Here is a 20,496-nt window from a genome sequence, read left to right on the forward strand (position 1 = left end):
TCGAGCGGTCACCCGACATGACCATCCCGGGCGTCGATTCGCCCCGCACCAGCGGTGGTTCACACGTTCCTGCGGAAGGACCCGGAGAGTCAGAGCGCGACGCCGTGCGCCCGCAGGTAGGCGACCGGGTCGATGTCCGAGCCGTACTCGGAACCGGTACGGATCTCGAAGTGCAGGTGCGGGCCGGTCACGTTGCCGGTCGCACCGGAGAGGCCGAGCTGCTGGCCGGCGGTGACGGTCTGACCGACGCTCACGCCGATCGAGGACAGGTGCGCGTACTGGGCGTACTTGCCGTCGGCGAGCTTGATCTCGACCTCGTTGCCGTAGGCGCCGTCGCTGCCGGCCTTCACCACGACACCGTTGGCGACGGCGCGCAGCGGGGTGCCGGTGGAGGCGACGAAGTCCTGGCCGGTGTGGTGGCCGGAGGCCCACATCGAGCCGGCCACGCCGTAGGCCTCGCCCAGCACGGGGTTGGCGAGCGGGGCGACGTAGCCGGAGGTGGCGGCGACCGGGGCGGCGGTCACGGCCTGGGCCGGGGCGGCGGTCTGAACCTGGGTCTGCACCTGGGCGCCGGGCTTGGCGGCCTCGGTCCGGACCTGCACCTGGGAGTCCGCGGCAGCGGAGGCGTCCTGGGTGACCGGAGCGGCGGACTTCGCCGGAGCGGCGGGCTTCGCCGGGGCAGCGGGCTTCGCCGGGGCGGCGGCGTGACCGGCGAGGGCCAGCTGCTGACCGGGGAAGATCAGGTTCGGGTCGGCGCCGACCACCGAGCGGTTCTGCTCGTACAGCGCGTGCCAGCCGCCCTCGACGTTCTTGGCGTCGGCGATCTTCGACAGGGTGTCACCGCTGACGACGCGGTAGCTCTGCTGGGCGGCCGGGGCGGCAGCCGGAGCGGCGGCCCGGGAAGCGGCCGGGGCGGTGGTGGCCGCCGGGGCGGTGTGCGCCTGGGCGCTCATCGCGGTCACGAGCGGCAGGACGAACGAGGCCCCGGTGACGGCGGTGGCGATGCCGATGCGGGCGGCACGGGGCAGGGCGATACGACGAGCCTGTGCAGGCATGGAATTTTCCTCTCCGACGCCTGCGAGGTGAGCTGTCGGGTTCGGGCTGGAGTTGCCCGGCCGCATGTGCGGCTTCACCCCAAGCCGGCCCTGGTGGTCCGCGCCCGAAAAGGCGCGAACTCCGGTCCGGCGACTTACCTGTGGGTCCCCCGCTCCTGCCGTACAGAGTTCGGTGCGAGCCACCGGGCAGCGGCAGGACTCGGCGTTCCACCCGGTGGATCCGTCCGGACTGGCCGGGCGGTCGCTGAACTAAAACTCATCCGTTCGGGTGAAGCAATGTCGATCTCTTGAATCGGCAACAACCCCCGCGGCCCCGTCACCCTCCGAATGATCCCTTGCACACTCCGTGCACGATCCATTCACCCGGTGCCACTGATCCACCACCCTGCGCCGCCGGTACCACCCCCGTGCGACCGTCCGTTCACGCACCGCCACCGACCGACACACCACCCGGTGACCCTTGTCACGTGCGCCCCGGCGGGCGCAGGATTCGGCCCGTGGCCACCTCTCAAGCCGGCACTCTGCGCCTGGGCACCGCGCAGGGCCGCTGGGTACTCCTCGCGACAGTGCTCGGCTCCAGCATGGCGATGCTCGACGGCACCGTCGTCAACGTCGCCCTGCCCCGGATCGGCGCCGACCTCGGCGCCTCCCTCGCCTCCCTGCAATGGACCCTGAACGCCTATCTGCTCACCCTGGCCGGCCTGATCCTGCTCGGCGGCGCCCTCGGCGACCGCTACGGACGGCGCCGGGTCTTCCTGATCGGCGTGGTCTGGTTCGCCGTCGCCTCCGCGGCCTGCGCCGCGGCCCCGACCATCCATGTGCTGATCGCCGCCCGTGCCGTCCAGGGCATCGGCGGCGCGCTGCTCACCCCGGGCTCGCTCGCCATGCTCCAGGCGGTCTTCCACCCGGACGACCGCTCGGCGGCGGTCGGCCTCTGGTCCGGCCTGGGCGGGGTGTCGGCGGCCGTCGGCCCCTTCCTCGGCGGCTGGCTGGTGGACGGCCCGGGCTGGCGCTGGATCTTCCTGCTGAACCTGCCGCTGGCCGCGGCCGTAATCGCGGTGACCTCCCGTTACGTCCCGGAGAGCCGGGACGAGTCCGCCACCGGCCGCTTCGACGTACCCGGCGCCCTGCTCGCCGCCCTCGCGCTCGGCGCCGTCACCTACGCGCTCACCGCCGCCGGGGAGGGACTGTCCGCCGTCGTCTGGGTCACCGGTGCGATCGGCCTGCTGCTGGCCGCCGCCTTCGTGGCCGTCGAGCGGCGCACGCCCGACCCGATGCTGCCGCTCGGCCTGTTCTCCTCCCGGCTGTTCACCGCCGTGAACCTGGTCACCCTCTGCGTCTACGCGGCCTTCAGCGGGGTGTTCTTCCTGCTGGTGGTGCAGCTGCAGATCGTCTCGGGCTTCTCCCCGCTGGTCTCCGGCTTCGCCCTGGTGCCGATCACGGTGCTGATGCTGACCCTGTCCGCACGCGCCGGGCGGCTCGGCAAGCGGATCGGCCCGCGCGTCCCGCTCACCGTCGGCCCGCTGCTGTGCGCCGCCGGGGTGCTGCTGATGCTGCGCACCGGCCCCGGCTCCTCCTACTGGGCGGACGTGCTGCCCGCGGTCGCGGTGATGGGCTCCGGGATGACGCTGCTGGTCGCCCCGCTGACCGCCACCGTGCTGGCCGCCGTCGAGGTGCGGCACGCGGGCATCGCCAGCGGCGTCAACAACGCCGCCGCCCGCGCGGCCGGCCTGCTCGCGGTCGCCGCCCTGCCGGCCCTGGCCGGACTGAGCGGCGACGCCTACCGGGTGCCCTCCGCGGTGGACTCCGCCTTCCACACCGCGATGCTGATCTGCGCGGGGCTGCTGGTCGCCGGCGGGCTGATCGCCTTCGCCACCGTCCGGGGCAACGTGCTGGCGCCGGAGGAGGAGCACCCGGTGGCCGAGCCGAACTGCGACTGGCCGTGCGCCACCACCACCCCGCCGCTCGACCCGGGCCGCCCCCGGACGCACGAGGGCCCCGCCACCGGATCGGCGGCAGGGCCCTCGTCGGACAGCTGACGCTACGTCAGAGGATGTCGCCGGGGGCGTACTTGGCCGCCTCCGGGTAGGCCGCCGCGACGGCCTCCACCTGGCGGACGACCTCGGCGACCTGCGCCCCGGCCGCACCGGTGAAGGACAGCCGGTCGGCGAGCAGCGCGTCCAGCCCGGCCCGGTCCAGCGGGATCCGCTCGTCGGCGGCGAGACGGTCCAGCAGCTCGTTCTCCCGGGCACCGGCGCGCATCGCCAGCGCCGAGGCGACGGCGTGCTCCTTGATGACCTCGTGGCCGGTCTCCCGGCCGACGCCCGCACGCACCGCGCCCATCAGCACCTTGGTCGTGGCCAGGAACGGCAGGTAGCGGTCCAGCTCGGCCTCGACCACGGCCGGGAAGGCGCCGAACTCGTCCAGGACGGTGAGGAAGGTCTCCAGCAGGCCGTCGAAGGCGAAGAAGGCGTCCGGCAGCGCGACCCGGCGCACCACGGAGCAGGAGACGTCGCCCTCGTTCCACTGGTCGCCGGCCAGCTCGCCGGTCATCGACGCGTAACCGCGCAGGATGACGGCCAGGCCGTTGACGCGCTCGCAGGAGCGGGTGTTCATCTTGTGCGGCATCGCGGAGGAGCCGACCTGGCCCTCCTTGAAGCCCTCCGTGACCAGCTCGTGGCCGGCCATCAGGCGGATGGTCTTGGCCAGGCTGGACGGCGCGGCGGCCAGCTGGACGAGGGCGGTGAGCACCTCGAAGTCCAGCGAGCGCGGGTAGACCTGGCCGACGCTGGTCAGCACGTGGTCGAAGCCGAGGTGGCCGGCGACCCGGCGCTCCAGCTCCGCCAGCTTCTCGGTGTCGCCGCCGAGCAGGTCCAGCATGTCCTGGGCGGTGCCGACCGGGCCCTTGATCCCGCGCAGCGGGTAGCGGGCGATCAGCTCCTCCAGACGGCGGAAGGCGACCAGCAGCTCGTCGGTGATCGACGCGAAGCGCTTGCCCAGGGTGGTGGCCTGCGCGGCCACGTTGTGCGACCGGCCGGCCATGACCAGCTCGGAGTGCTGGGCGGACAGCTTGGCCAGGCGCACCAGGACGGCGACCGTACGGTCCCGGACGTGCTCCAGGGACTGGCGGATCTGCAGCTGCTCGACGTTCTCGGTCAGGTCCCGGGACGTCATGCCCTTGTGGATCTGCTCGTGGCCGGCGAGCTCGCTGAACTCCTCGATCCGCGCCTTCACGTCGTGGCGGGTGACCCGCTCACGGGCGGCGATCGAGCCGAGGTCGACCTGGTCGACCACCCGCTCGTAGTCGGCGACGGCATTCGCGGGCACCTCGACGCCGAGGTCCTGCTGGGCCTTCAGGACGGCGAGCCACAGGTGGCGCTCGAGGACCACCTTGTGCTCGGGGGACCACAGCTGGGCCAGGGTCGCCGAGGCGTACCGGGAGGCCAGGACATTGGGGATCTGGGGCTTCGCGCTCACGCTTCGCAAGCCTAACAGCCGAGGTCACGCCGAACGTCGGCGGATGGCGCGAGGCCGCACCGACCCGGCCGGCGGGCCCGACGGGCGGGCCCTGCGGTCGCTACTGAGGCGCGGCGCCCGTCCGGCCGGTCAGCACCGGGAGGACCTGCCCGCAGATCGAGTGCAGGGCGATCCGCTGCTCGTCGGTCATCGCCGAGAAGGCCTGGTGGGTGCGGGCCATCTCGCCGCGGATCCGGTTGAGGATCTCCCGGCCCTCGGCCGTGATCACCACGATCTTCACCCGGCGGTCACCGGCGGCCGCCTCCCGGTTGGCCAGGCCCAGCGTCTCCAGCCGGTCCACGATCCCGGTCACGTTCGACGCGTCGCAGCCCAGTCGCCCGGCCAGCGCGCGCATCGGCACCGGCTCCTGCACCGAGCCCAGCGCCTTGGCCTGGGAGGAGGACAGCCCGTGCCGGGCCGCGGCCGCCGCGAAGTCCTGGAAGTACGCGGCACCGACGGCGGCCAACGCCTCCATCAGCTCGGCGTTGGTCGGTACGGTCGTCGTCGAGATCGAACCCATGGGGTCAGCGTACGGCCGAGTGCTTCACTAACTCAAGCTTTGACCACGGCAAACGTCGGCGAGCCGCCTCACAGTACCCCCGTTCGGGGCACAAGGGACACGAGGGACAGGAGGCACAGGCCCGGACCGGCAGGATCAGAGCACCAGCTGGTCGAACAGCCGCCGCAGCTCGACCTCCGGGTCCGCGGTCAGCCCGGTGTGCACCGGCCCCGGCTGGACGACCGCGCTGCGCGGCGCCGTCAGCCAGCGGAACCGCTGCCCGGGGCTGTCCGAGGCCGCCGGACCGGCCTGCGGCCCGCCCAGGCAGACCGCCTCGATCCCCTGCAACGCCCGGCGCACCCCCTGCACGTCCGCGACCGGGTCCAGCGCCAGCAGCCGGGCCTGGTCCAGGTGGGTCCGCGCGGCCAGGTGGGCGCTCTGCCGGCAGTACAGCAGCACCCCGACGTTCACGCACTCACCCCGCTCGACCCGCGGCACCGCCCGGATCACGGCGTACTCGTAGTCGTGCAGCTCCACGACGGCCGGCAGCGCGGCCGACAGCGGCCCGGTCATGCGGACACCTCCGGCAGCCAGTCCCGCGGACCGGCCAGTCGCCCGGTCAGCTGGGCGCGGTACGCGGCGCGTACGTCCTCGGGCGAGTCGAAGCCGAACTCGTCCACCAGCCACACCTCGGGAATCTGCGCCACCGCCGCCTCGACGGCCTCCTCCGCGATCGGCGCGAGTGCCTTGTCGGCCGCCGCCAGGTCCGGCCGGGCGCGCAGCAGCGCGTGGTCGGAGGCGTCGTACGGGCGGCGCACCCAGGCCGCGGCGCCGGGCCAGTTGTGGTGGAAGATCAGGCTCGCGCCGTGGTCGATCAGGCGCAGCCCGCCGGTCGCCACCAGCAGGTTGGGGTTGCGCCAGGACCGGTCGACGTTGCCGATCAGCGCGTCGAACCAGAGCACCTGCCCGGCCAGTTCCGGGTCCACCTCGAAGCAGAGCGGGTCGAAGTTCAGCGCCCCGCTGACGAAGGCCATCCCGAGGTTGGTCCCGCCGCTGGCCCGCATCTGGTCCTGGACCTGGTGGTCCGGCTCGCTGCGTGCGAGCACCGGATCCAGGTCGACGGTCACCAGCTCCGGCACCGGCAGCCCCAGCCGCCGCCCCAGCTCGCCGGCCAGCACCTCCGCGACCAGCGCCTTCCGGCCCTGCGCGGCGCCGACCCATTTCAGCGCGTACAGCCGCCGGTCGTCGGCCTCGACCAGGCCCGGCATCGAGCCGCCTTCTCGCAGTGGCGTCACGTACCGGATCGCCGTCACCTCGGGGAGCACGCCCGACAGCTTATCGGTGCCCCGCCCCGCCCCGGCCCCGACAGGAACCCCTCTTCAGGAACCCCTCTTCCCCCTCCTCCCCCCTGCGCCCCATCCCGGTGGCAGCCCCCGCTGCTCCGTGCGAGTGTGGCGGACAGTAATGGGGGCCTTCCGGTACGACCTGTACGGCAAAGGGATGAGCGATGGAACGACCTCGGATCCTGATCGTGGGCGGCGGCTTCGCAGGCCTGGAGTGCGCCCGCCGCCTCGAACGCAAGCTCTCGCCGTCGGAGGCCGAGATCACGCTGGTCACGCCGTTCAGCTACCAGCTCTACCTCCCCCTCCTCCCCCACGTCGCGGCCGGCGTCCTCACCCCCCAGTCCGTGGCGGTCTCCCTGCGCCGGAGCCTGCGCCGCACCCACATCGTCCCCGGCGGCGCCATCGGCGTGGACCCGGCCTCCCGGGTGTGCGTGGTCCGCAAGATCACCGACGAGGTGGTCGCGCAGAAGTACGACGTCCTGGTGCTCGCCCCCGGCAGCGTCACCCGCACCTTCGACATCCCCGGCCTGACCGACTACGCCCGCGGCATGAAGACGCTCGCCGAGGCGGCCTACGTCCGCGACCACGTGATCGCCCAACTCGACCTGGCCTCGGCCACCCTGGACCAGCGGGAGCGCGAGTCCCGGCTGCAGTTCGTGGTCGTCGGCGGCGGCTACGCGGGCACCGAGACGGCCGCCTGCCTGCAGCGCCTCACCACCGCCGCCGCCCGCCGCTACCCGCGCCTGGACGCCCAGCAGATCAAGTGGCACCTGATCGACATCGCCCCCAAGCTGATGCCCGAACTGGGCGACGCCCTCGGCACGGCGGCCCTGGAGGTGCTGCGCGGCCGCGGCATCGAGGTGTCGCTCGGCGTGTCGGTGGCCGAGGTCGGCGCCGAGACGGTCAAGTTCACCGACGGCCGGGTGATCCCCTGCCGCACCCTGATCTGGACGGCCGGGGTGGCCGCGAGCCCGCTGATCGCCACCCTGGACGCGGAGACGGTCCGCGGCCGGCTCGCGGTGACGGCGGAGATGCGGGTGCCGCAGTTCGAGGGCGTGTTCGCGCTCGGCGACGCGGCCGCCGTCCCCGACCTGGCCAAGGGCGACGGCGCGGTCTGCCCGCCGACCGCCCAGCACTCGGCCCGCCAGGGCCGCGCGGTGGCCGACAACGTGATCGCCTCGCTGCGCAGCCAGCCGCTGGAGCCGTACTACCACAAGGACCTCGGCCTGGTGGTCGACCTCGGCGGCAAGGACGCGGTCTCCAAGCCGGTGGGTGTCGAACTGCGCGGTGTTCCGGCCCAGTTGGTGGCCCGCAGCTACCACCTGATGGCGATGCGCACCAATGCGGCGAAGTTCCGGGTGGGGGCGAACTGGCTGCTCAACGCGACCGCCGGGGACGACTTCGTCCGCACCGGCTTCCTGGCCCGCCAGCCCGCCCGACTGCAGGACTTCGAGTACACCGACGCCTATCTGACGAAGGATCAGGTACGCGCCCACGCCCAGTCCCTACTCGCCAAGGGCTGAACCCGAAAGCCGAGCCGAGCGCCGAGCCGAGCGCCGCACCGCCGCCCCCGCCCGCACACTCCGGGCGAGGGGCGGCGGCACGTCCGCCTCACTCCGCCGTCAGGTACATCCCGCTCGCGTCCCGCCCGGCCGTGTTGTTGCACGCGTAGTTGCCGGTCGGCCGGGTCCACAGCTGCCCCAGACACGCGCCCAGCGCCTGCTGCCCGTAGTAGTTCGGGTGCATCGACTCCTGGACCGCGCCCTGGCTGGTGTTGAGACCGCCGTCCAGGAAGCGCGCCCACTCGCTGGTGGTCGCGGACGGGCCGGAGCCCGCGCTCGGCTGCTGCGCGGAGGTGGAGCACACCTCACGGCCCTGGAGCATGTTGGAGAGGTCCAGGAACTGCGCCCCCTTGGTGGCCGCGACCCCCGCCAGCGCCTTGGAGATCTGCGGCACCATCGAGTCGCGCGCCCAGTCGGCGTCGCCGTCCCAGAACGGGCAGCCGCCGGTGTCCGACCGGCTCCAGCCGCTCTCCGGGTAGCGCATCTCGGCGCTGCGCGGGATCGGCGAGGGGTACGACTGGAGCACCAGCCGGTAGTCGGAGCGCGCGTAGCCCGCGTTGGTCATGACGGCCCGGATCTCGTCGATCGCCTTGCTCACCCCGGCCATCGCGGTGGGCATCTTGGAGTCGATCTGGGACTGCGCCGAGCTGTGGCAGTAGGAGTACCAGACCAGGTAGTCCTGCACGCAGTTGGAGATGATCCCGGAGAAGCCGAGGTCGTTCCCGCCGATCGACAGCGTGATCAGCTTGACGTTGTTCTGGGCGGCCACGGTGGCGAGTTGGTCGGCCTGCGGGGCCTCGCCCTTGAGGGACTGCCCGCCGTTGGAGGCGCGGAAGACGTTGCCGGTGACGGCGCCCGAGCAGGCCAGGTCGACCTGCTTCTGGGCGACGCCCTGGGCGCCGAGCACCTCGGCGACGTCGGAGCGGTCGCACCCGCTGGCCGCCGTCGCGCCGTAGACCAGCGAGGGGTCGTACGAACTGCCGTTCCAGGCCCGGTCGGTGCCGGTCCGGTTCCCGCTGGAGTCGGCCGAGTTGCCCTTCCAGCGGCCGGCCTCGCCGGAGATGTAGCTGTCGCCGAGCGTGACGCTCGCGGTCGGTCCGCCCGGCGCGGCGGCCGGCGCGGCCGGGGCCGCCGAGGCGGGCGCGGCGAGGGCCAGCCCCGCCAGGGTCAGCGGCAGGGCGGCGGCTGCGGTGAGCAGCCGACGGCCGAGTCCAGGGGTGCTGCTGGTGCTGCTCGAACTGTTTTCGGGCACGGCGGAACTCCTGCGGCTCGGTCTCCCCGCGCGATGGGGACGGGAAGACGCGTACGTGAGGGAAGGCCGCCGGCGCCGGTGGCGCACGAAAGATGGCATGGCCGCGCCGGTTACCGCTAGGTACGTGCAGCAGGTTTCCCGCTTTGTTACCGACGGGTTCAGACCAGCCGGGTGTCGGCACCGCCCGTTCCCAGAACCGCCGCCAGATCGTTGGCCAGGTCTCTTGCGCCCGCCCGGTCGAGTCCCGCGACGGTGAACCGCAGCCCGGGCGGCGACTGGATCCGGTACCGCGCCCCGGGCGCCGCGACCCAGCCGCGCTGCACCAGGGCCGCCAGCGCCGAGGTCTCGTCCGGCACCGGCACCCAGACGTTCAGCCCGCTCGCCCCGTGCGCCTCGATGCCGCGCGCCGCCAGCTCCGCCAGCAGCGCGTCCCGCCGCTCCCGGTAGGCGGCGGCCACGCGCGCGGCCGGCGCCGCGTCGGCGCGCCACAGCTCGGCGACGGTGCGCTGCAGCAGATGGCTGACCCAGCCCGCGCCGAGCCGCAGCCGCCCGGCGACCCGACCGACCGTCTCCTCGTCGCCGACCATCACCGACACCCGCAGGTCCGGCCCGTACGCCTTGGCCGCCGAACGCACCACCGCCCAGTGCCGCGGCCCCGCGCCGACCAGCGGCCGGTACGGCTGGTCGACCATGCCGTGCCCGTGGTCGTCCTCGATCAGCAGCACCCCGGGGTGCTCGGCCAGCACGGCCCGCAGCGCCGCGGCCCGCGCCTCGCCGAGCGCCGCACCGGTCGGGTTCTGCGCCCGACTGGTCACCACCACCGCGCGGGCCCCGTCGGCCAGTGCCGCGGCCAGCGCCTCCGGCAGCGGCCCCTCGTCGTCCAGCCGTACGGGCAGGGGGCGCAGCCCCATCGCGGGCAGCAGGTCGAGCAGGCTGCCCCAGCCCGGGTCCTCGACCGCCACCGCGTCGCCGGGGCGCAGCCAGGCGCCGAGCGTGCGCTCGATGGTGTCCAGCGCGCCGGAGGCGACGGCGATCGGGCCGCCGGGCAGTCCGTCGGCCTCGAAGGAGCTGCGGGCGAGTTCGAGCAGCCCGGGGTCGATCCGCGCCTGCCCGTACAGCACGGGTCCGGTCCGGGCGACCGCGGCCGCGAGGGCGGGGGCGAGGTCGGGCAGCAGCGCCGGGTCGGGGTTGCCGGTGGAGAGGTCGCGGGCGCGTTCGGGCACCGGGATGCGGATCTGGTCGCGGGGGGTGAGCGCGGGCCGGGGCAGGATCCGGCTGCCCTTGCGGCCGGCCGTCTCGATCACGCCCCGGTCGCGCAGCAGCCGGTAGGCGGCGGCCACCGTGTTGGGGTTGACGCCGAGCTCGACGGCGAGGTCGCGCAGCGGGGGGAGCGGGGTTCCGGGCGCGAGCTGTCCGCTGCTCACGCCCTGTTCGATGTGGGCCGCGATTTCGCTGGCGCGTCGCCCTTTCAGCGGATAGTCTCCTAGCACAAACCAGATTATGCACTAGTACATAGGGGTTGTCATGTCGACCACGCCGACGAACACCGAGGGCACCGACTACGCCCGGACCCCACGCACCACCCCCACCCGCTACAAGGACCGCGCCACCTGGGAACGCGAGGCGATCCACGCCATCCTCGACGAGGCCTACCTCTGCCACCTCGGCTTCGTCGTCGACGGCGCCCCGGTCGTCCTGCCCACGGTCTTCGCCCGGGTCGGCAGCCGGCTCTACGTCCACGGCTCCACCGGCAGCCGCCCGCTGCGCGGCGCCGCCGACGACCAGGGCCTCCAGGTGTGCCTCACGGTCACCCACGTCGACGCCCTGGTGCTGACCAAGTCCGCGTTCAACCACTCGGTGAACTTCCGCTCGGTGGTCGCCCACGGCACCGCGTACCAGGTCACCGACCCCGAGGAGCTGGACGTCGCGCTGGCCGCCATCGTCGACCAGGTCGTCCCCGGCCGCTCCGGCGAGATCCGCCCGGCCAACCCCAAGGAGCTCGCCGCCACCGCCGTGCTCCGGCTGGAGCTGGACGAGGTCTCGGCGAAGACCCGCTCGGACGGCGCCGCCGACGACCCGGCCGACGCCGACCTGCCGTACTGGTCCGGCACCGTCCCGGTCAGCACCGCCTACGGCGCCCCCGAGCCGCACGACCCGAACGTCCCGCTGCCCGCGCACATGCGCCGCTACCCCCGCTGAGGAAGGCCGTCCGATGCTGATCAGGTCCTGGGACCGGGGCGACGAGGAGGAGTGGCGCGCCTGGCTGGCCGAGGGTCGCGACTTCGGCCTGCTCGCCGCCAACGGCGGCCCCGACGAGGGCCCGGTGCTCGTCCCCACCCACTTCCTGCTGGACGAGGAGGGCGGCGAGATCCTGCTCCACCTCGCCACGCCCAACCCGCTGCTGGCCGCCGTCCGCGCCGACCCGAACGTCACCCTGGCGGTCACCGACGGCTACGCCTTCGCGCCCGGCCACTGGCGCGGCGAGCCCGGCACTCCCACCAGCTACTACGCCTCGGTGCACTTCCACTGCACCGCCGAGGTGGTGGAGTCCGCCGAGGGCAAGGCGGAGATCCTCAACCGCCAGCTGGCGCACTTCCAGCCGGAGACCCCTGAGGTCCGGGTGGTCCCCGGCCGGACGGAGTTCGGCCGGCTGCTGCCCGGCCTGCGCGGGCTCCGTCTGACGGTCCGCGAGGTGCGCGCCAAGTTCAAGTACGACGACAAGAAGCCGGCCGCCGAGCAGCACGCGATCGCCGGGCGGCTCGCCGAGCGCGCGGACGCCCCGGCGCTCCGCCGGGACCAGGACGCCGCCGCCCGCACCCAGCTGCTGCGGCGTCACCGCCGACGTCAGGAGCGGCTCCAGGAGCGGCGCACGGCCACCGCGCGCGCCGCCGACTGACCCCGTTTCACCCGATCGGTCCCCAACTCGGGCGGGTCGGCCGCCGCGCTGCTCGAATGTGAGACGAGTCCTGCCCAGCCGTCGGGGCGGGCCCGTCCACCCGGGGAGCGCGCGTGTCCACAGTCCATCACCAGCGGGCCTCCGGCGAGGCCCACCTCGGGCACGTGATCTTCATCTCGGCGGCCGCCGCGATGGGCGGCTTCCTGTTCGGCTACGACAGCGCCGTAATCAACGGCGCCGTGACGGGCATCCAGAAGCACTTCGCGGTGGGCCACGGCACCACCGCCTTCGTGGTGGCCATCGCGCTGCTCGGCTCGGCCGCCGGCGCGGTGGTCGCCGGCCGGCTGGCCGACCACTTCGGCCGGGTGCGCACCATGCTGCTGGCCGCCGTGCTGTTCGCGGCCAGCGGCGTCGGCTCGATGTTCCCGCCGAACATCGAGGCCCTCGCGAGCTGGCGCGTGGTCGGCGGCGTCGCGATCGGCATCGCCTCGGTGATCGCGCCGACCTACATCGCCGAGGTCGCGCCGACCGCCTACCGCGGCCGGCTCGCCTCCTTCCAGCAGATGGCGATCGTGCTCGGCATCACCGTCTCGCAGCTCGCCAACTACGCGCTCAACCAGGCCGCCGGCGGCGAGTCCACCGGCCACCTCGGCGGCATCCAGGCCTGGCAGTGGATGCTCGGCGTCGAGACCATCCCGGCCCTGGTGTACGGGCTGATGGCACTCTCCATCCCGGAGTCGCCGCGCTTCCTGATCGCCGACCACCGCGAGGAGCAGGCCCGCAAGGTGCTGGTCGAGGTCGAGGGCGAGGACGTCGACCTGGACGCCCGGGTCGCCGAGATCCGCGCGGTGCTGGAATCCGCCCACAAGCCCCGGCTCAAGGACCTGCTCGGCGGCCGCTTCGGCCTGCTGCCGATCGTCTGGGTCGGCATCGGCGCCTCGGTGTTCCAGCAGTTCGTCGGCATCAACGTGATCTTCTACTACTCGTCCCTGCTCTGGCAGTCGGTCGGCATCAACGAGTCCAACTCGCTGCTGATCAGCCTCTCCACCTCGATCGTCAACGTGATCGGCACGGTGATCGCGATGACCCTGGTGGACCGGATCGGCCGCAAGCCGCTGGCCCTGGCCGGCTCGATCGGCATGGCGGCCGCGCTGGGCACCGCCGCCTGGGCGTTCTCCTACCGGCACGGCACCGGCGACACCGCGACCCTGGACAACACCCACGCCACCGTCGCCCTGGTCGCCGCCCACGTGTTCGTGCTCTGCTTCGCCTTCTCCTGGGGCGTGGTGGTCTGGGTGCTGCTCGGCGAGATGTTCCCCAACCGGATCCGGGCGCTGGCCCTGTCGGTCGCGGCCTCGGCCCAGTGGATCGCCAACTGGGCGATCACGGTCAGCTTCCCGGACCTCGCCGACTGGAACCTCTCCGCGACGTACGTCATCTACGCGGCCTTCGCGCTGCTCTCCATCCCGTTCGTGGCCTTCTGCATCAAGGAGACCAAGGGCCGCGCCCTGGAGGAGATGGGCTGACCGGCCGCACCCTCCCGCTCCCCCGCCGCAGACGGCCCGACCCACCGAACGACCCAGCTCCCGAACGGCCCGACCCCCGAACGGCCCAGCCCCCGACCGGCCCGACCCACCGAGAGGAAGCCATGCCCGACCACGGCGGCCCCCGGCAGAACGTCAGCTTCCCGAGCAACGGCCGCACCGCGCACGGGTACCTGGCCCGCCCTCCGCAGGGCGTCGGACCGGGCCTGGTGGTGGTGCAGGAGTGGTGGGGGCTCACCTCGCACGTCGCGGACATGGCCGACCGCTTCGCCGCCGAGGGCTTCACCGTGCTGGCCCCCGATCTCTTCGGCGGCACCACCACCCACGACGGCGCCGAGGCGGCCCGGCTCAAGCGCGAACTCCCGGTCGAGCGGGCCGTCGAGGACCTCTCCGGCGCCGTCGGCCACCTGCTCGCGCTGGACGGCGTGGTCGGCGACGCGGTCGGCGCCGTCGGCTTCTGCATGGGCGGCGGCTTCGCCCTGATGCTGGCGGCCCGGGCCGGCGACGCGGTGGCCGCCGCGGTCCCCTTCTACGGCCTCCCGGCGGACCCCGACTTCGACTACCGCGGCCTGACCGCCCACGTCCTCGGCCACTTCGGCGAACTCGACGGCTCGATCCCGATGGCCGCCGTGGACGAGGCGGCCACCCGGATCGGCGAGGCCACCGACGTCCGCCCCGAGATCCACTTCTACCCGGCCGGGCACGCCTTCATGAACGACGAGAACCCGCTGGGCACCTACGACGCCCTCCAGGCCCGGATCGCCTGGCGCCGCACCGTCACCTTCCTCTGGGGCCACCTGGGCTGACGCCCCGCCCCACCGGCCCCGCCCCACCCGCCGGCGCCCGCCCCCACCGGTTCGGGTGCGAAATCCGGATGACACCGGTACGAACTCCGACCATAGTCACCCGGGTGCCGACCCCACTCCCCCGCCGCCCCACCTGGGCGAGCCGCAACTTCCGCATCCAGACCGCCGCCACCGTGATCAGCGGCCTCGGCAACGCCGGCGCCCCCATCGCCACCGCCTTCGCCGTCCTCGGCAACGGCGGCGGCGCCACCGAGGTGGGCTACGTCACCGCCGCGCGGCTGCTGCCCACCGTGCTGTTCCTGCTGGTCGGCGGCACCCTCGCCGACCGGCTCCCGCGCCACCACGTGATGGTCGCCGCCAACCTGTTCAGCGCCGCCTCCCAGGCCGTGCTGGCCGCCCTGGTGCTGGCCGGGAACGTCCAGCTGTGGCAGCTGCTGGTGCTCTCCGCCGCCGGCGGCGCCGGCTACGCCCTCTACTCCCCCGCGGCCGGCGGCATGATCATGCAGGCCGTCCCCCAGGAGCACGCCGCCCGCGCCTTCGCGGTCTTCCGGATGGGCCTGAACGCCTCCCAGATCGGCGGCGCCGCCCTCGGCGGGGCGCTCACCGCCGCCGTCGGCCCCGGCTGGGTGCTGGCCCTGGACGCCCTCTGCTTCCTGGTCGCCGCCTCCCTGCGCTTCTTCCTGGAGCCCGAGTCCGCGCCCGCCCCCTCCGGCGGCGGCATGCTGCGCGACCTGCGCGAGGGCTGGCGGGAGTTCGCCTCCCGCCGCTGGCTGTGGGTGATCGTGCTGCAGTTCGCCGTGGTGGTGGCCTGCATCAACACCGTCGAGGCGGTGTACGGGCCGACGGTGGCCGACGAACGCCTGGGCGGCGCGGGCGCCTGGGGCCTGGCGATGTCCGCGTACGGCGTCGGCCTGGTCGTCACCGGCCTGCTGATGGCCCGTTGGCGTCCCCGCCGGATCCTGCTGGTCGGCAACTGGGGCGTGTTCCTGTTCGGCGCCCCGGCCCTCGCCCTGGCCGCCGGCGCCCCGCTGCCGCTGCTGATCGCCGCGATGTTCCTGTCCGGGGTCGGCGTCACGGTCTTCGGCGTCAACTGGATGGTCGTGCTCCAGCAGGAGATCCCGGAGGAGATGTTCTCCCGGGTCTCCGCGTACGACGAGCTCGGCTCCTACTCACTGGCCCCGGTCGGCACCGCGCTGGCCGGCCCGGCCGCGGCCGCGCTCGGCCTCTCCGGCGCGCTGTGGGCCTGCGCGGCGCTGTGCCTGCTGCTGAGCGCCGTCGTCCTGATCGACCCGCAGATCCGCCGGCTCTCCCGCCGCGACCCGCAGGGAAGCACCCCGGACGCACCGGTGCCCGCCGGCGAACCCGCGCCCGCGCCGTGAGCGCCCTGTGCGCCCCGCGTGCGCCCGTCGGAAAGCAACCATCGGGGCCGACGGTTCGTCCGACCGGGTAGGAAGATCCATCCACTTGGGGGCCCACCGGTGCCGAAGCCACTGCTGTTCCTGGACGTCGACGGGGTGCTGAACCCGGTCTGCCCGCCTCCGGACGCCGGGTTCGACACCCACACCCTGCTCGGCTACGCCGTCCTGCTCTCCGCCGAGCACGGCGCCTGGCTGCGCGAACTCGCCGGGACGTACGAGCTGGTCTGGGCCACCACCTGGGAGGAGCACGCCAACACCCACATCGCCCCGGCGATCGGCCTGGACCCGCTCCCCTTCGTCCGCTTCACCGACTACGTCCCGCAACCCGGCGACCCGCACGTCCCGTTGATGCAGCTGTTCTCCGCCCGCAAGTGGGCGCCGCTGCTGCGCTACGCCAAGGGCCGCCCGTTCGCCTGGGTGGACGACGTCATCCCGTCCCGGCTGGTCCGCCGCTCGCTGTGGCGCCGGGACCGCCTGCTGCTGCCGATCGATCCCGGCCGGGGCCTGGAGCGCCGGCACGTCGACCGGCTGCTCGCCCGCCCGCCGCGCAGCCAGGCCCTGCCGGGATCACCGGTCAGGGGGTCGGCAGCCAGCTGACGTGCCCGGCGAGCAGCGCGTACCCGACGAAGGCCACCGTGTCGATCAGCGCGTGCGCCGCCACCAGCGGCATCACCCGCCCCCAGCGCCGGTACAGCAGGCAGAACACCGCCCCCATCACCATGTTGCCGACCAGCCCGCCGACCCCCTGGTACAGGTGGTACGAGCCGCGCAGCACCGAGCTGGCCACCACCACCGCCGGCCAGGACCATCCCCGCTGCCCCAGCCGGCGCAGCAGGTAGCCGAGGACGACGACCTCCTCCAGGATCGCGTTCTGCCAGGCCGACAGCACCAGCACCGGCACCCGCCACCACACGTCCGGCAGTCCGGAGGGCGCCACCGTCAGGTTGTACCCGGCCGCCTGCGAGGCCAGGTACAGCACCAGCCCGGAGCCGCCGATCGCCGCCGCGACGGCCGCGCCCCGGCCCAGGTCGCGCAGCTTCTCCCGCAGGTCGAAGCCCAGCACCCGCAGCGAGGCGCCCTCGCGCACCAGCAGGTAGCCGACCAGCACCACCGGCATCAGCCCGCGCCCGATGTAGTACAGCTGCCAGACCAGGTCCAGCCAGGGCCGCCCGGGCGCGCGCGAGCCGTTCAGGGTGGCGACCTGCTGCCCGAGCTGGAGCGGTTCGGTGAGCGAGCCCGCGAAGCTGATCAGCGCGCTGATCCCGCTGGCCCCGAGCGAGAGGCCGAGGACGACCAGCAGTTCCACGCCGAGCAGGCGTCGGTCGGGCCGCACGGTCTCCGGCACGGTCGGGCGGGTCGTCACGGGTGCTCCAGCGGACGGACGGTCGCTCCGGTCGTCGGCCGACGACCGGGGCGATCATCCTGACACAGCGGCGGGCTCAGCCCACCGGCCAGGTGTGCACCGGTTCGCCGCCGCGCATGTGCTCGGCGTAGCGCCTGGTCATCGCGGCGAGCGCGGCCGGGCGGTCCATGCCGTACTGCTCGCGCAGCCGGTGGAAGGTGGCGCTCTGCCAGGAGGCGCCGTTGGTGCGGCGCAGGCAGCGCTGCTCGATGATCCCCAGGTAGCGGTCCCGGTCGGCGGGCTCCACGCCCCACTCGTCCAGCCCCTGGTAGGCCATCGGCAGCAGCTCGTTGAGCACCAGGTCGACCGCCGACACCGTCTGCAGCCCGCCGCCGCGGCCGGCCCGGCCGGGGCGCGGCCACTGGAACACCGCGTCGATGCCGTACCGGGCGCCCTGGCGGAAGTTCTCGTCCGCCCGCTCGAACGGCAGCCGGGTCCAGACCGGCCGGGGCTGCTCGGCGAGCACCCGCACCAGCCCGTAGTAGAAGGCGGCGTTGGCCAGCGTGTCGGCCACCGTCGGCCCGGCCGGCAGCGCCCGGTTCTCCACCCGCAGGTGCGCGACCCCGCCGGAGACGTCGTACACCGGGCGGTTCCAGCGGTAGATGGTGCCGTTGTGCAGCCGCATCTCGGCGAGCCTGGGCGCGCCGCCGGAGGCCAGCACCTTGAGCGGGTCCTCGTCGTCGCAGATCGGCAGCAGCGCCGGGAAGTAGCGCAGGTTCTCCTCGAACAGGTCGTACGCCGAGTCCACCCAGCGCTCGCCGAACCAGGTGATCGGGCGCACGCCCTGGGCCTTGAGCTCCGCCGAACGGGTGTCGCAGGCCTGCTGGAAGAGCACCGGACGGGTCTCCCGCCACAGCTCCCGCCCGAACAGGAAGGGGGAGTTGGCGCCGAGCGCGAGCTGCGGCCCGCAGATCGCCTGGGCGGCGTTCCACACCGAGGAGAACCGCTCCGGGGTCACCTGGAGGTGCAGTTGCAGCGAGGTCGCGGCGGCCTCGGCGACCATCGTGATGGACTCCAGCTGGAGGTGCTCGACGCCCTCGATGTCCAGCGCGATGTCCTCCCCCCGGGCGGCCAGAATCTGGTCGCTGAGCAGGCTGTAGCGCTGGTTGTGGCTCATCGCGTCCAGCCCGGTGTGGTCGTTCTCCAGGGTCGGCAGGATGCCCACCATGACGATCCGGGCGCCGGCCTCGGCCGCCTGCCGGTCGGCGTACCGCAGCCCGGTGTCGATCTCCTCGCGCAGTTCCTCGAAGACGTGTCCGCAGAGCCGGTGCGGCACGATGTTGACCTCGATGTTGAACTGGCCCAGTTCGGTCTGGAAGTCGCTGGACCCGATCGCACTCAGCACCTGGGCGTTGCGCATGACCGGCAGGCCCTGTTCGTCGGCCAGGTTGAGCTCGATCTCCAGCCCCATCACGGCCCGCGGCCGGTCGAAGCGGTCCTCGCGCAGCATCCGCCCGAGCGCGTCGAGGCAGGCCTGGAGCTTGAGCCGGTACTGCTGCCGGTCCGCCAGATCCGCCCGTGTCGCCACGACCTTCTCGCCCACGGTCCCCTCCTCCTGAGACACCCGGCCGGTCGACCGTGCCAGCATCATGCCCACCTCGAAGATCGATACCCGAATGCTTGTACTGGCTTGCATTGCAAGGCATCTGACGGGAATTCAGGTCATCTGCAGACTTGCCCGCCGCCACCGCCTGTGATAAACAGATCACCCTGCGCATTTGTTCGATGAAGCCGCTGAGTTCGCACTGCGCTCCGGCCGGTCCGCTCCCGCCCCGAGTCCCTCGTCGACGGCGGAGACCGCGCCGGCGCCGCGATCCTGCACAACCGGACAAGGCCGGCCCCCGTCACCGTGGACGCACCGAGCCGCGCCGGTATGCCGCACTCGCACGCCGATCTCGCTTGGAGAGGCGGACCCCGCCATGACCCTGCAGACCCCCCAGCCCCCACCGAGTGCCCTGCGCGCGGTCCTGGGCGCGCTCGACTCGGAGACCGCGCTGCGCCAGCCCGCCGCCGCCGCGCTGCGTCACCCGACCGGTCCACTGCTCCCCGCGCACCCGCTCGCGGTGCACGTCCTGGACGGCCCGCGCCCCGAGCTCCCCGCCGCCCGGCGCACCGGCTGGCGCTTCCTGATCAAGGACGGCCCCGACGTGGCCGCCGCCGCCGAGGTGGTGCAGAGCCCCGAGGGCCACACCTTCTCCCACTTCACCGCCGGCCCGTACCTCTCCTCCACCGTCCGGGCGCTGCGCGAGGCCTGGCAGCTCGCCCAGGGCTCCCGCTCCCGCCGCCAGCCCCGGCTGCTCACCTTCCCCGGCCAGTACGCCACCGCGCTCTGGCTGCACAGCCCCGACGCCGGCCCGTCCGCCGACCTGCTGATCCCGCTGGCCCCGGCCCCGCTCGGCGTCACCGCGCACCGCGCCTACCCGGCCGCCGAACTGCTCCCGCTGCTCGCCCGCGCCCCGCTGGCCGGATCCCTGCTGCTCGGCTCGCCCTGAGGACGCGCACCGCACCGGCCGTCGGGCACCGCGCCCGGCGGCCCTTCGCCGCGCCCGCCCCGCCCGCCGCCCTCACCCGAACGGCCACTACCCGGACGGGCCATCCGCCATGGCCCTCTCGGGCCATGCCCCGACTGGCCCACCGGTGCGCGATTTCTCCCCGGCCCCACCTGAACGGGTGATCTCTGCCCCGGAGTTGTGGCGCATGTCACGAAATTGCTGCGCGCGCGTCCGCAGATGCCGACACTGGGAACCAGCGTGGAAGGACCCCCTGTCCTACCCACTTGAGTGCTGGCCAAACCTGACCGGCACGCGGACAGGATCCGACCACCACGGCGGCCCCGGACGGCTCGACCTCCGGGGACCGCACCACGGGGAGGATCGCAGAGCGAAGCGAGGGTACGCGTATGTGCCAGCACCGTCCTGAGTGCCCGACGGCCGAGTCCGAGGACCGCGAAGCGGCCGAGCCGGTGGCCTGCCACCCGGAGCAGGGCTGGAGCCTGCTCTGCAACGGCGTCCTCCTGTTCGAGGACACCGGAGAACTGCTGCCCGACGGCCGGGTGATCGCCCCGCGCCGCCCGGTCGCCCACGCGGCCTGAGCCCGCGCCGGCCTGCGCCGCCCGCGCCGCCCGCGCCGCCACGGCCCGAGCCCACGCGGCAACCCGTCCGACACCCGCACAGCGCACAAGGGCAGGGCCCCGGCAGAAACGT

At 73.6% G+C, this 20,496-nt stretch carries 19 protein-coding genes and 1 riboswitch; of the genes, 10 read left to right on the forward strand and 9 right to left on the reverse strand.

The genetic code is table 11. The annotated features are described in order from the left end of the window. Positions 1 to 89 precede the first annotated feature (89 nt). Positions 90 to 1,055 carry a peptidoglycan DD-metalloendopeptidase family protein gene (locus ACFV8H_RS21280; RefSeq protein WP_380402080.1) on the reverse strand — a complete coding sequence of 322 codons (966 nt, stop codon included), beginning with the start codon at positions 1,053 to 1,055 and terminating at the stop codon, positions 90 to 92. 2 nt (positions 1,056 to 1,057) lie between these two features. Next, a riboswitch (cyclic di-AMP (ydaO/yuaA leader) is annotated at positions 1,058 to 1,240 on the reverse strand. A gap of 312 nt (positions 1,241 to 1,552) precedes the next feature. Between ACFV8H_RS21280 and ACFV8H_RS21285 the strand changes: the two genes are divergently transcribed. Further along, a complete protein-coding gene (locus ACFV8H_RS21285; protein WP_380402083.1) occupies positions 1,553 to 3,094 on the forward strand; it encodes an MFS transporter in 1,542 nt (513 codons plus the stop codon). Between the two features lie 7 nt (positions 3,095 to 3,101). Here ACFV8H_RS21285 and purB read toward each other — a convergent pair whose 3' ends face one another. From purB to ACFV8H_RS21305, 4 genes are all read right to left on the reverse strand, one after another. Next, positions 3,102 to 4,532, reverse strand: coding sequence for an adenylosuccinate lyase (purB, locus tag ACFV8H_RS21290; RefSeq protein WP_380402086.1), 1,431 nt, complete (start codon positions 4,530 to 4,532; stop codon positions 3,102 to 3,104). Between the two features lie 100 nt (positions 4,533 to 4,632). Further along, positions 4,633 to 5,091 (reverse strand): MarR family winged helix-turn-helix transcriptional regulator, encoded by a 459-nt coding sequence (locus ACFV8H_RS21295; protein ID WP_380402088.1) that lies wholly within the window; start codon positions 5,089 to 5,091, stop codon positions 4,633 to 4,635. Between the two features lie 135 nt (positions 5,092 to 5,226). Continuing rightward, entirely contained in the window at positions 5,227 to 5,643 is a 417-nt protein-coding gene (locus tag ACFV8H_RS21300; protein WP_375893616.1) for a DUF3037 domain-containing protein, read from the reverse strand. Beyond that, positions 5,640 to 6,395 (reverse strand): HipA family kinase, encoded by a 756-nt coding sequence (locus ACFV8H_RS21305; RefSeq protein ID WP_375893615.1) that lies wholly within the window; start codon positions 6,393 to 6,395, stop codon positions 5,640 to 5,642. The genes ACFV8H_RS21300 and ACFV8H_RS21305 overlap by 4 nt, the downstream gene beginning before the upstream one ends. Positions 6,396 to 6,577: 182 nt before the next feature. On the opposite strand from ACFV8H_RS21305, the gene ACFV8H_RS21310 reads away from it, so the two are divergent. Further along, a complete protein-coding gene (locus ACFV8H_RS21310) occupies positions 6,578 to 7,936 on the forward strand; it encodes an NAD(P)/FAD-dependent oxidoreductase (RefSeq protein ID WP_380402091.1) in 1,359 nt (452 codons plus the stop codon). A gap of 88 nt (positions 7,937 to 8,024) precedes the next feature. Here the strand turns inward: ACFV8H_RS21310 and ACFV8H_RS21315 are convergent, their stop codons facing one another. Beyond that, entirely contained in the window at positions 8,025 to 9,227 is a 1,203-nt protein-coding gene (locus ACFV8H_RS21315; protein WP_380402094.1) for a GDSL-type esterase/lipase family protein, read from the reverse strand. A gap of 158 nt (positions 9,228 to 9,385) precedes the next feature. After that, positions 9,386 to 10,717, reverse strand: coding sequence for an aminotransferase class I/II-fold pyridoxal phosphate-dependent enzyme (locus ACFV8H_RS21320; protein WP_380402096.1), 1,332 nt, complete (start codon positions 10,715 to 10,717; stop codon positions 9,386 to 9,388). 34 nt (positions 10,718 to 10,751) lie between these two features. Between ACFV8H_RS21320 and ACFV8H_RS21325 the strand changes: the two genes are divergently transcribed. From ACFV8H_RS21325 to ACFV8H_RS21350, 6 genes are all read left to right on the forward strand, one after another. After that, positions 10,752 to 11,426, forward strand: a complete 675-nt coding sequence (locus ACFV8H_RS21325) for a pyridoxamine 5'-phosphate oxidase family protein (protein WP_380402099.1) — start codon at positions 10,752 to 10,754, stop codon at positions 11,424 to 11,426. A 13-nt stretch (positions 11,427 to 11,439) separates the two neighbouring features. Beyond that, positions 11,440 to 12,123: an FMN-binding negative transcriptional regulator gene (locus ACFV8H_RS21330; protein ID WP_380402101.1), complete on the forward strand. Its 684-nt coding sequence runs from the start codon at positions 11,440 to 11,442 to the stop codon at positions 12,121 to 12,123. A gap of 113 nt (positions 12,124 to 12,236) precedes the next feature. Further along, positions 12,237 to 13,649, forward strand: a complete 1,413-nt coding sequence (locus ACFV8H_RS21335) for a sugar porter family MFS transporter (RefSeq protein ID WP_375893604.1) — start codon at positions 12,237 to 12,239, stop codon at positions 13,647 to 13,649. A gap of 122 nt (positions 13,650 to 13,771) precedes the next feature. Then, positions 13,772 to 14,473 carry a dienelactone hydrolase family protein gene (locus tag ACFV8H_RS21340; RefSeq protein ID WP_380402104.1) on the forward strand — a complete coding sequence of 234 codons (702 nt, stop codon included), beginning with the start codon at positions 13,772 to 13,774 and terminating at the stop codon, positions 14,471 to 14,473. A gap of 104 nt (positions 14,474 to 14,577) precedes the next feature. Continuing rightward, a complete protein-coding gene (locus ACFV8H_RS21345) occupies positions 14,578 to 15,852 on the forward strand; it encodes an MFS transporter (protein ID WP_380402107.1) in 1,275 nt (424 codons plus the stop codon). A 99-nt stretch (positions 15,853 to 15,951) separates the two neighbouring features. Next, complete coding sequence (locus ACFV8H_RS21350) at positions 15,952 to 16,488, forward strand: HAD domain-containing protein (RefSeq protein WP_380402109.1); 537 nt, start codon at positions 15,952 to 15,954, stop codon at positions 16,486 to 16,488. On the opposite strand, the gene ACFV8H_RS21355 is transcribed toward ACFV8H_RS21350, so the two are convergent. Together ACFV8H_RS21355 and ACFV8H_RS21360 are read right to left on the reverse strand one after the other, a co-directional pair. Next, a complete protein-coding gene (locus ACFV8H_RS21355) occupies positions 16,466 to 17,254 on the reverse strand; it encodes a CPBP family intramembrane glutamic endopeptidase (protein WP_380402112.1) in 789 nt (262 codons plus the stop codon). The two genes, ACFV8H_RS21350 and ACFV8H_RS21355, sit on opposite strands and share 23 nt — an antisense overlap. A 76-nt stretch (positions 17,255 to 17,330) precedes the next feature. Next, the gene (locus ACFV8H_RS21360; protein ID WP_380402114.1) at positions 17,331 to 18,836 is read right to left on the reverse strand and encodes a glutamate--cysteine ligase; all 1,506 of its coding nucleotides are present in this window, start codon (positions 18,834 to 18,836) and stop codon (positions 17,331 to 17,333) included. A gap of 376 nt (positions 18,837 to 19,212) precedes the next feature. Between ACFV8H_RS21360 and ACFV8H_RS21365 the strand changes: the two genes are divergently transcribed. Both ACFV8H_RS21365 and ACFV8H_RS21370 read left to right on the forward strand, forming a co-directional pair. Beyond that, positions 19,213 to 19,785, forward strand: coding sequence for a hypothetical protein (locus ACFV8H_RS21365; RefSeq protein ID WP_380402117.1), 573 nt, complete (start codon positions 19,213 to 19,215; stop codon positions 19,783 to 19,785). A gap of 407 nt (positions 19,786 to 20,192) precedes the next feature. Next, positions 20,193 to 20,384, forward strand: a complete 192-nt coding sequence (locus ACFV8H_RS21370; RefSeq protein WP_360242315.1) for a DUF5999 family protein — start codon at positions 20,193 to 20,195, stop codon at positions 20,382 to 20,384. The last annotated feature ends 112 nt before the right edge of the window (positions 20,385 to 20,496 follow it).

The organism is Kitasatospora sp. NPDC059827, from assembly GCF_042731675.1.
Taxonomy (GTDB): Bacteria; Actinomycetota; Actinomycetes; order Streptomycetales; family Streptomycetaceae; genus Kitasatospora.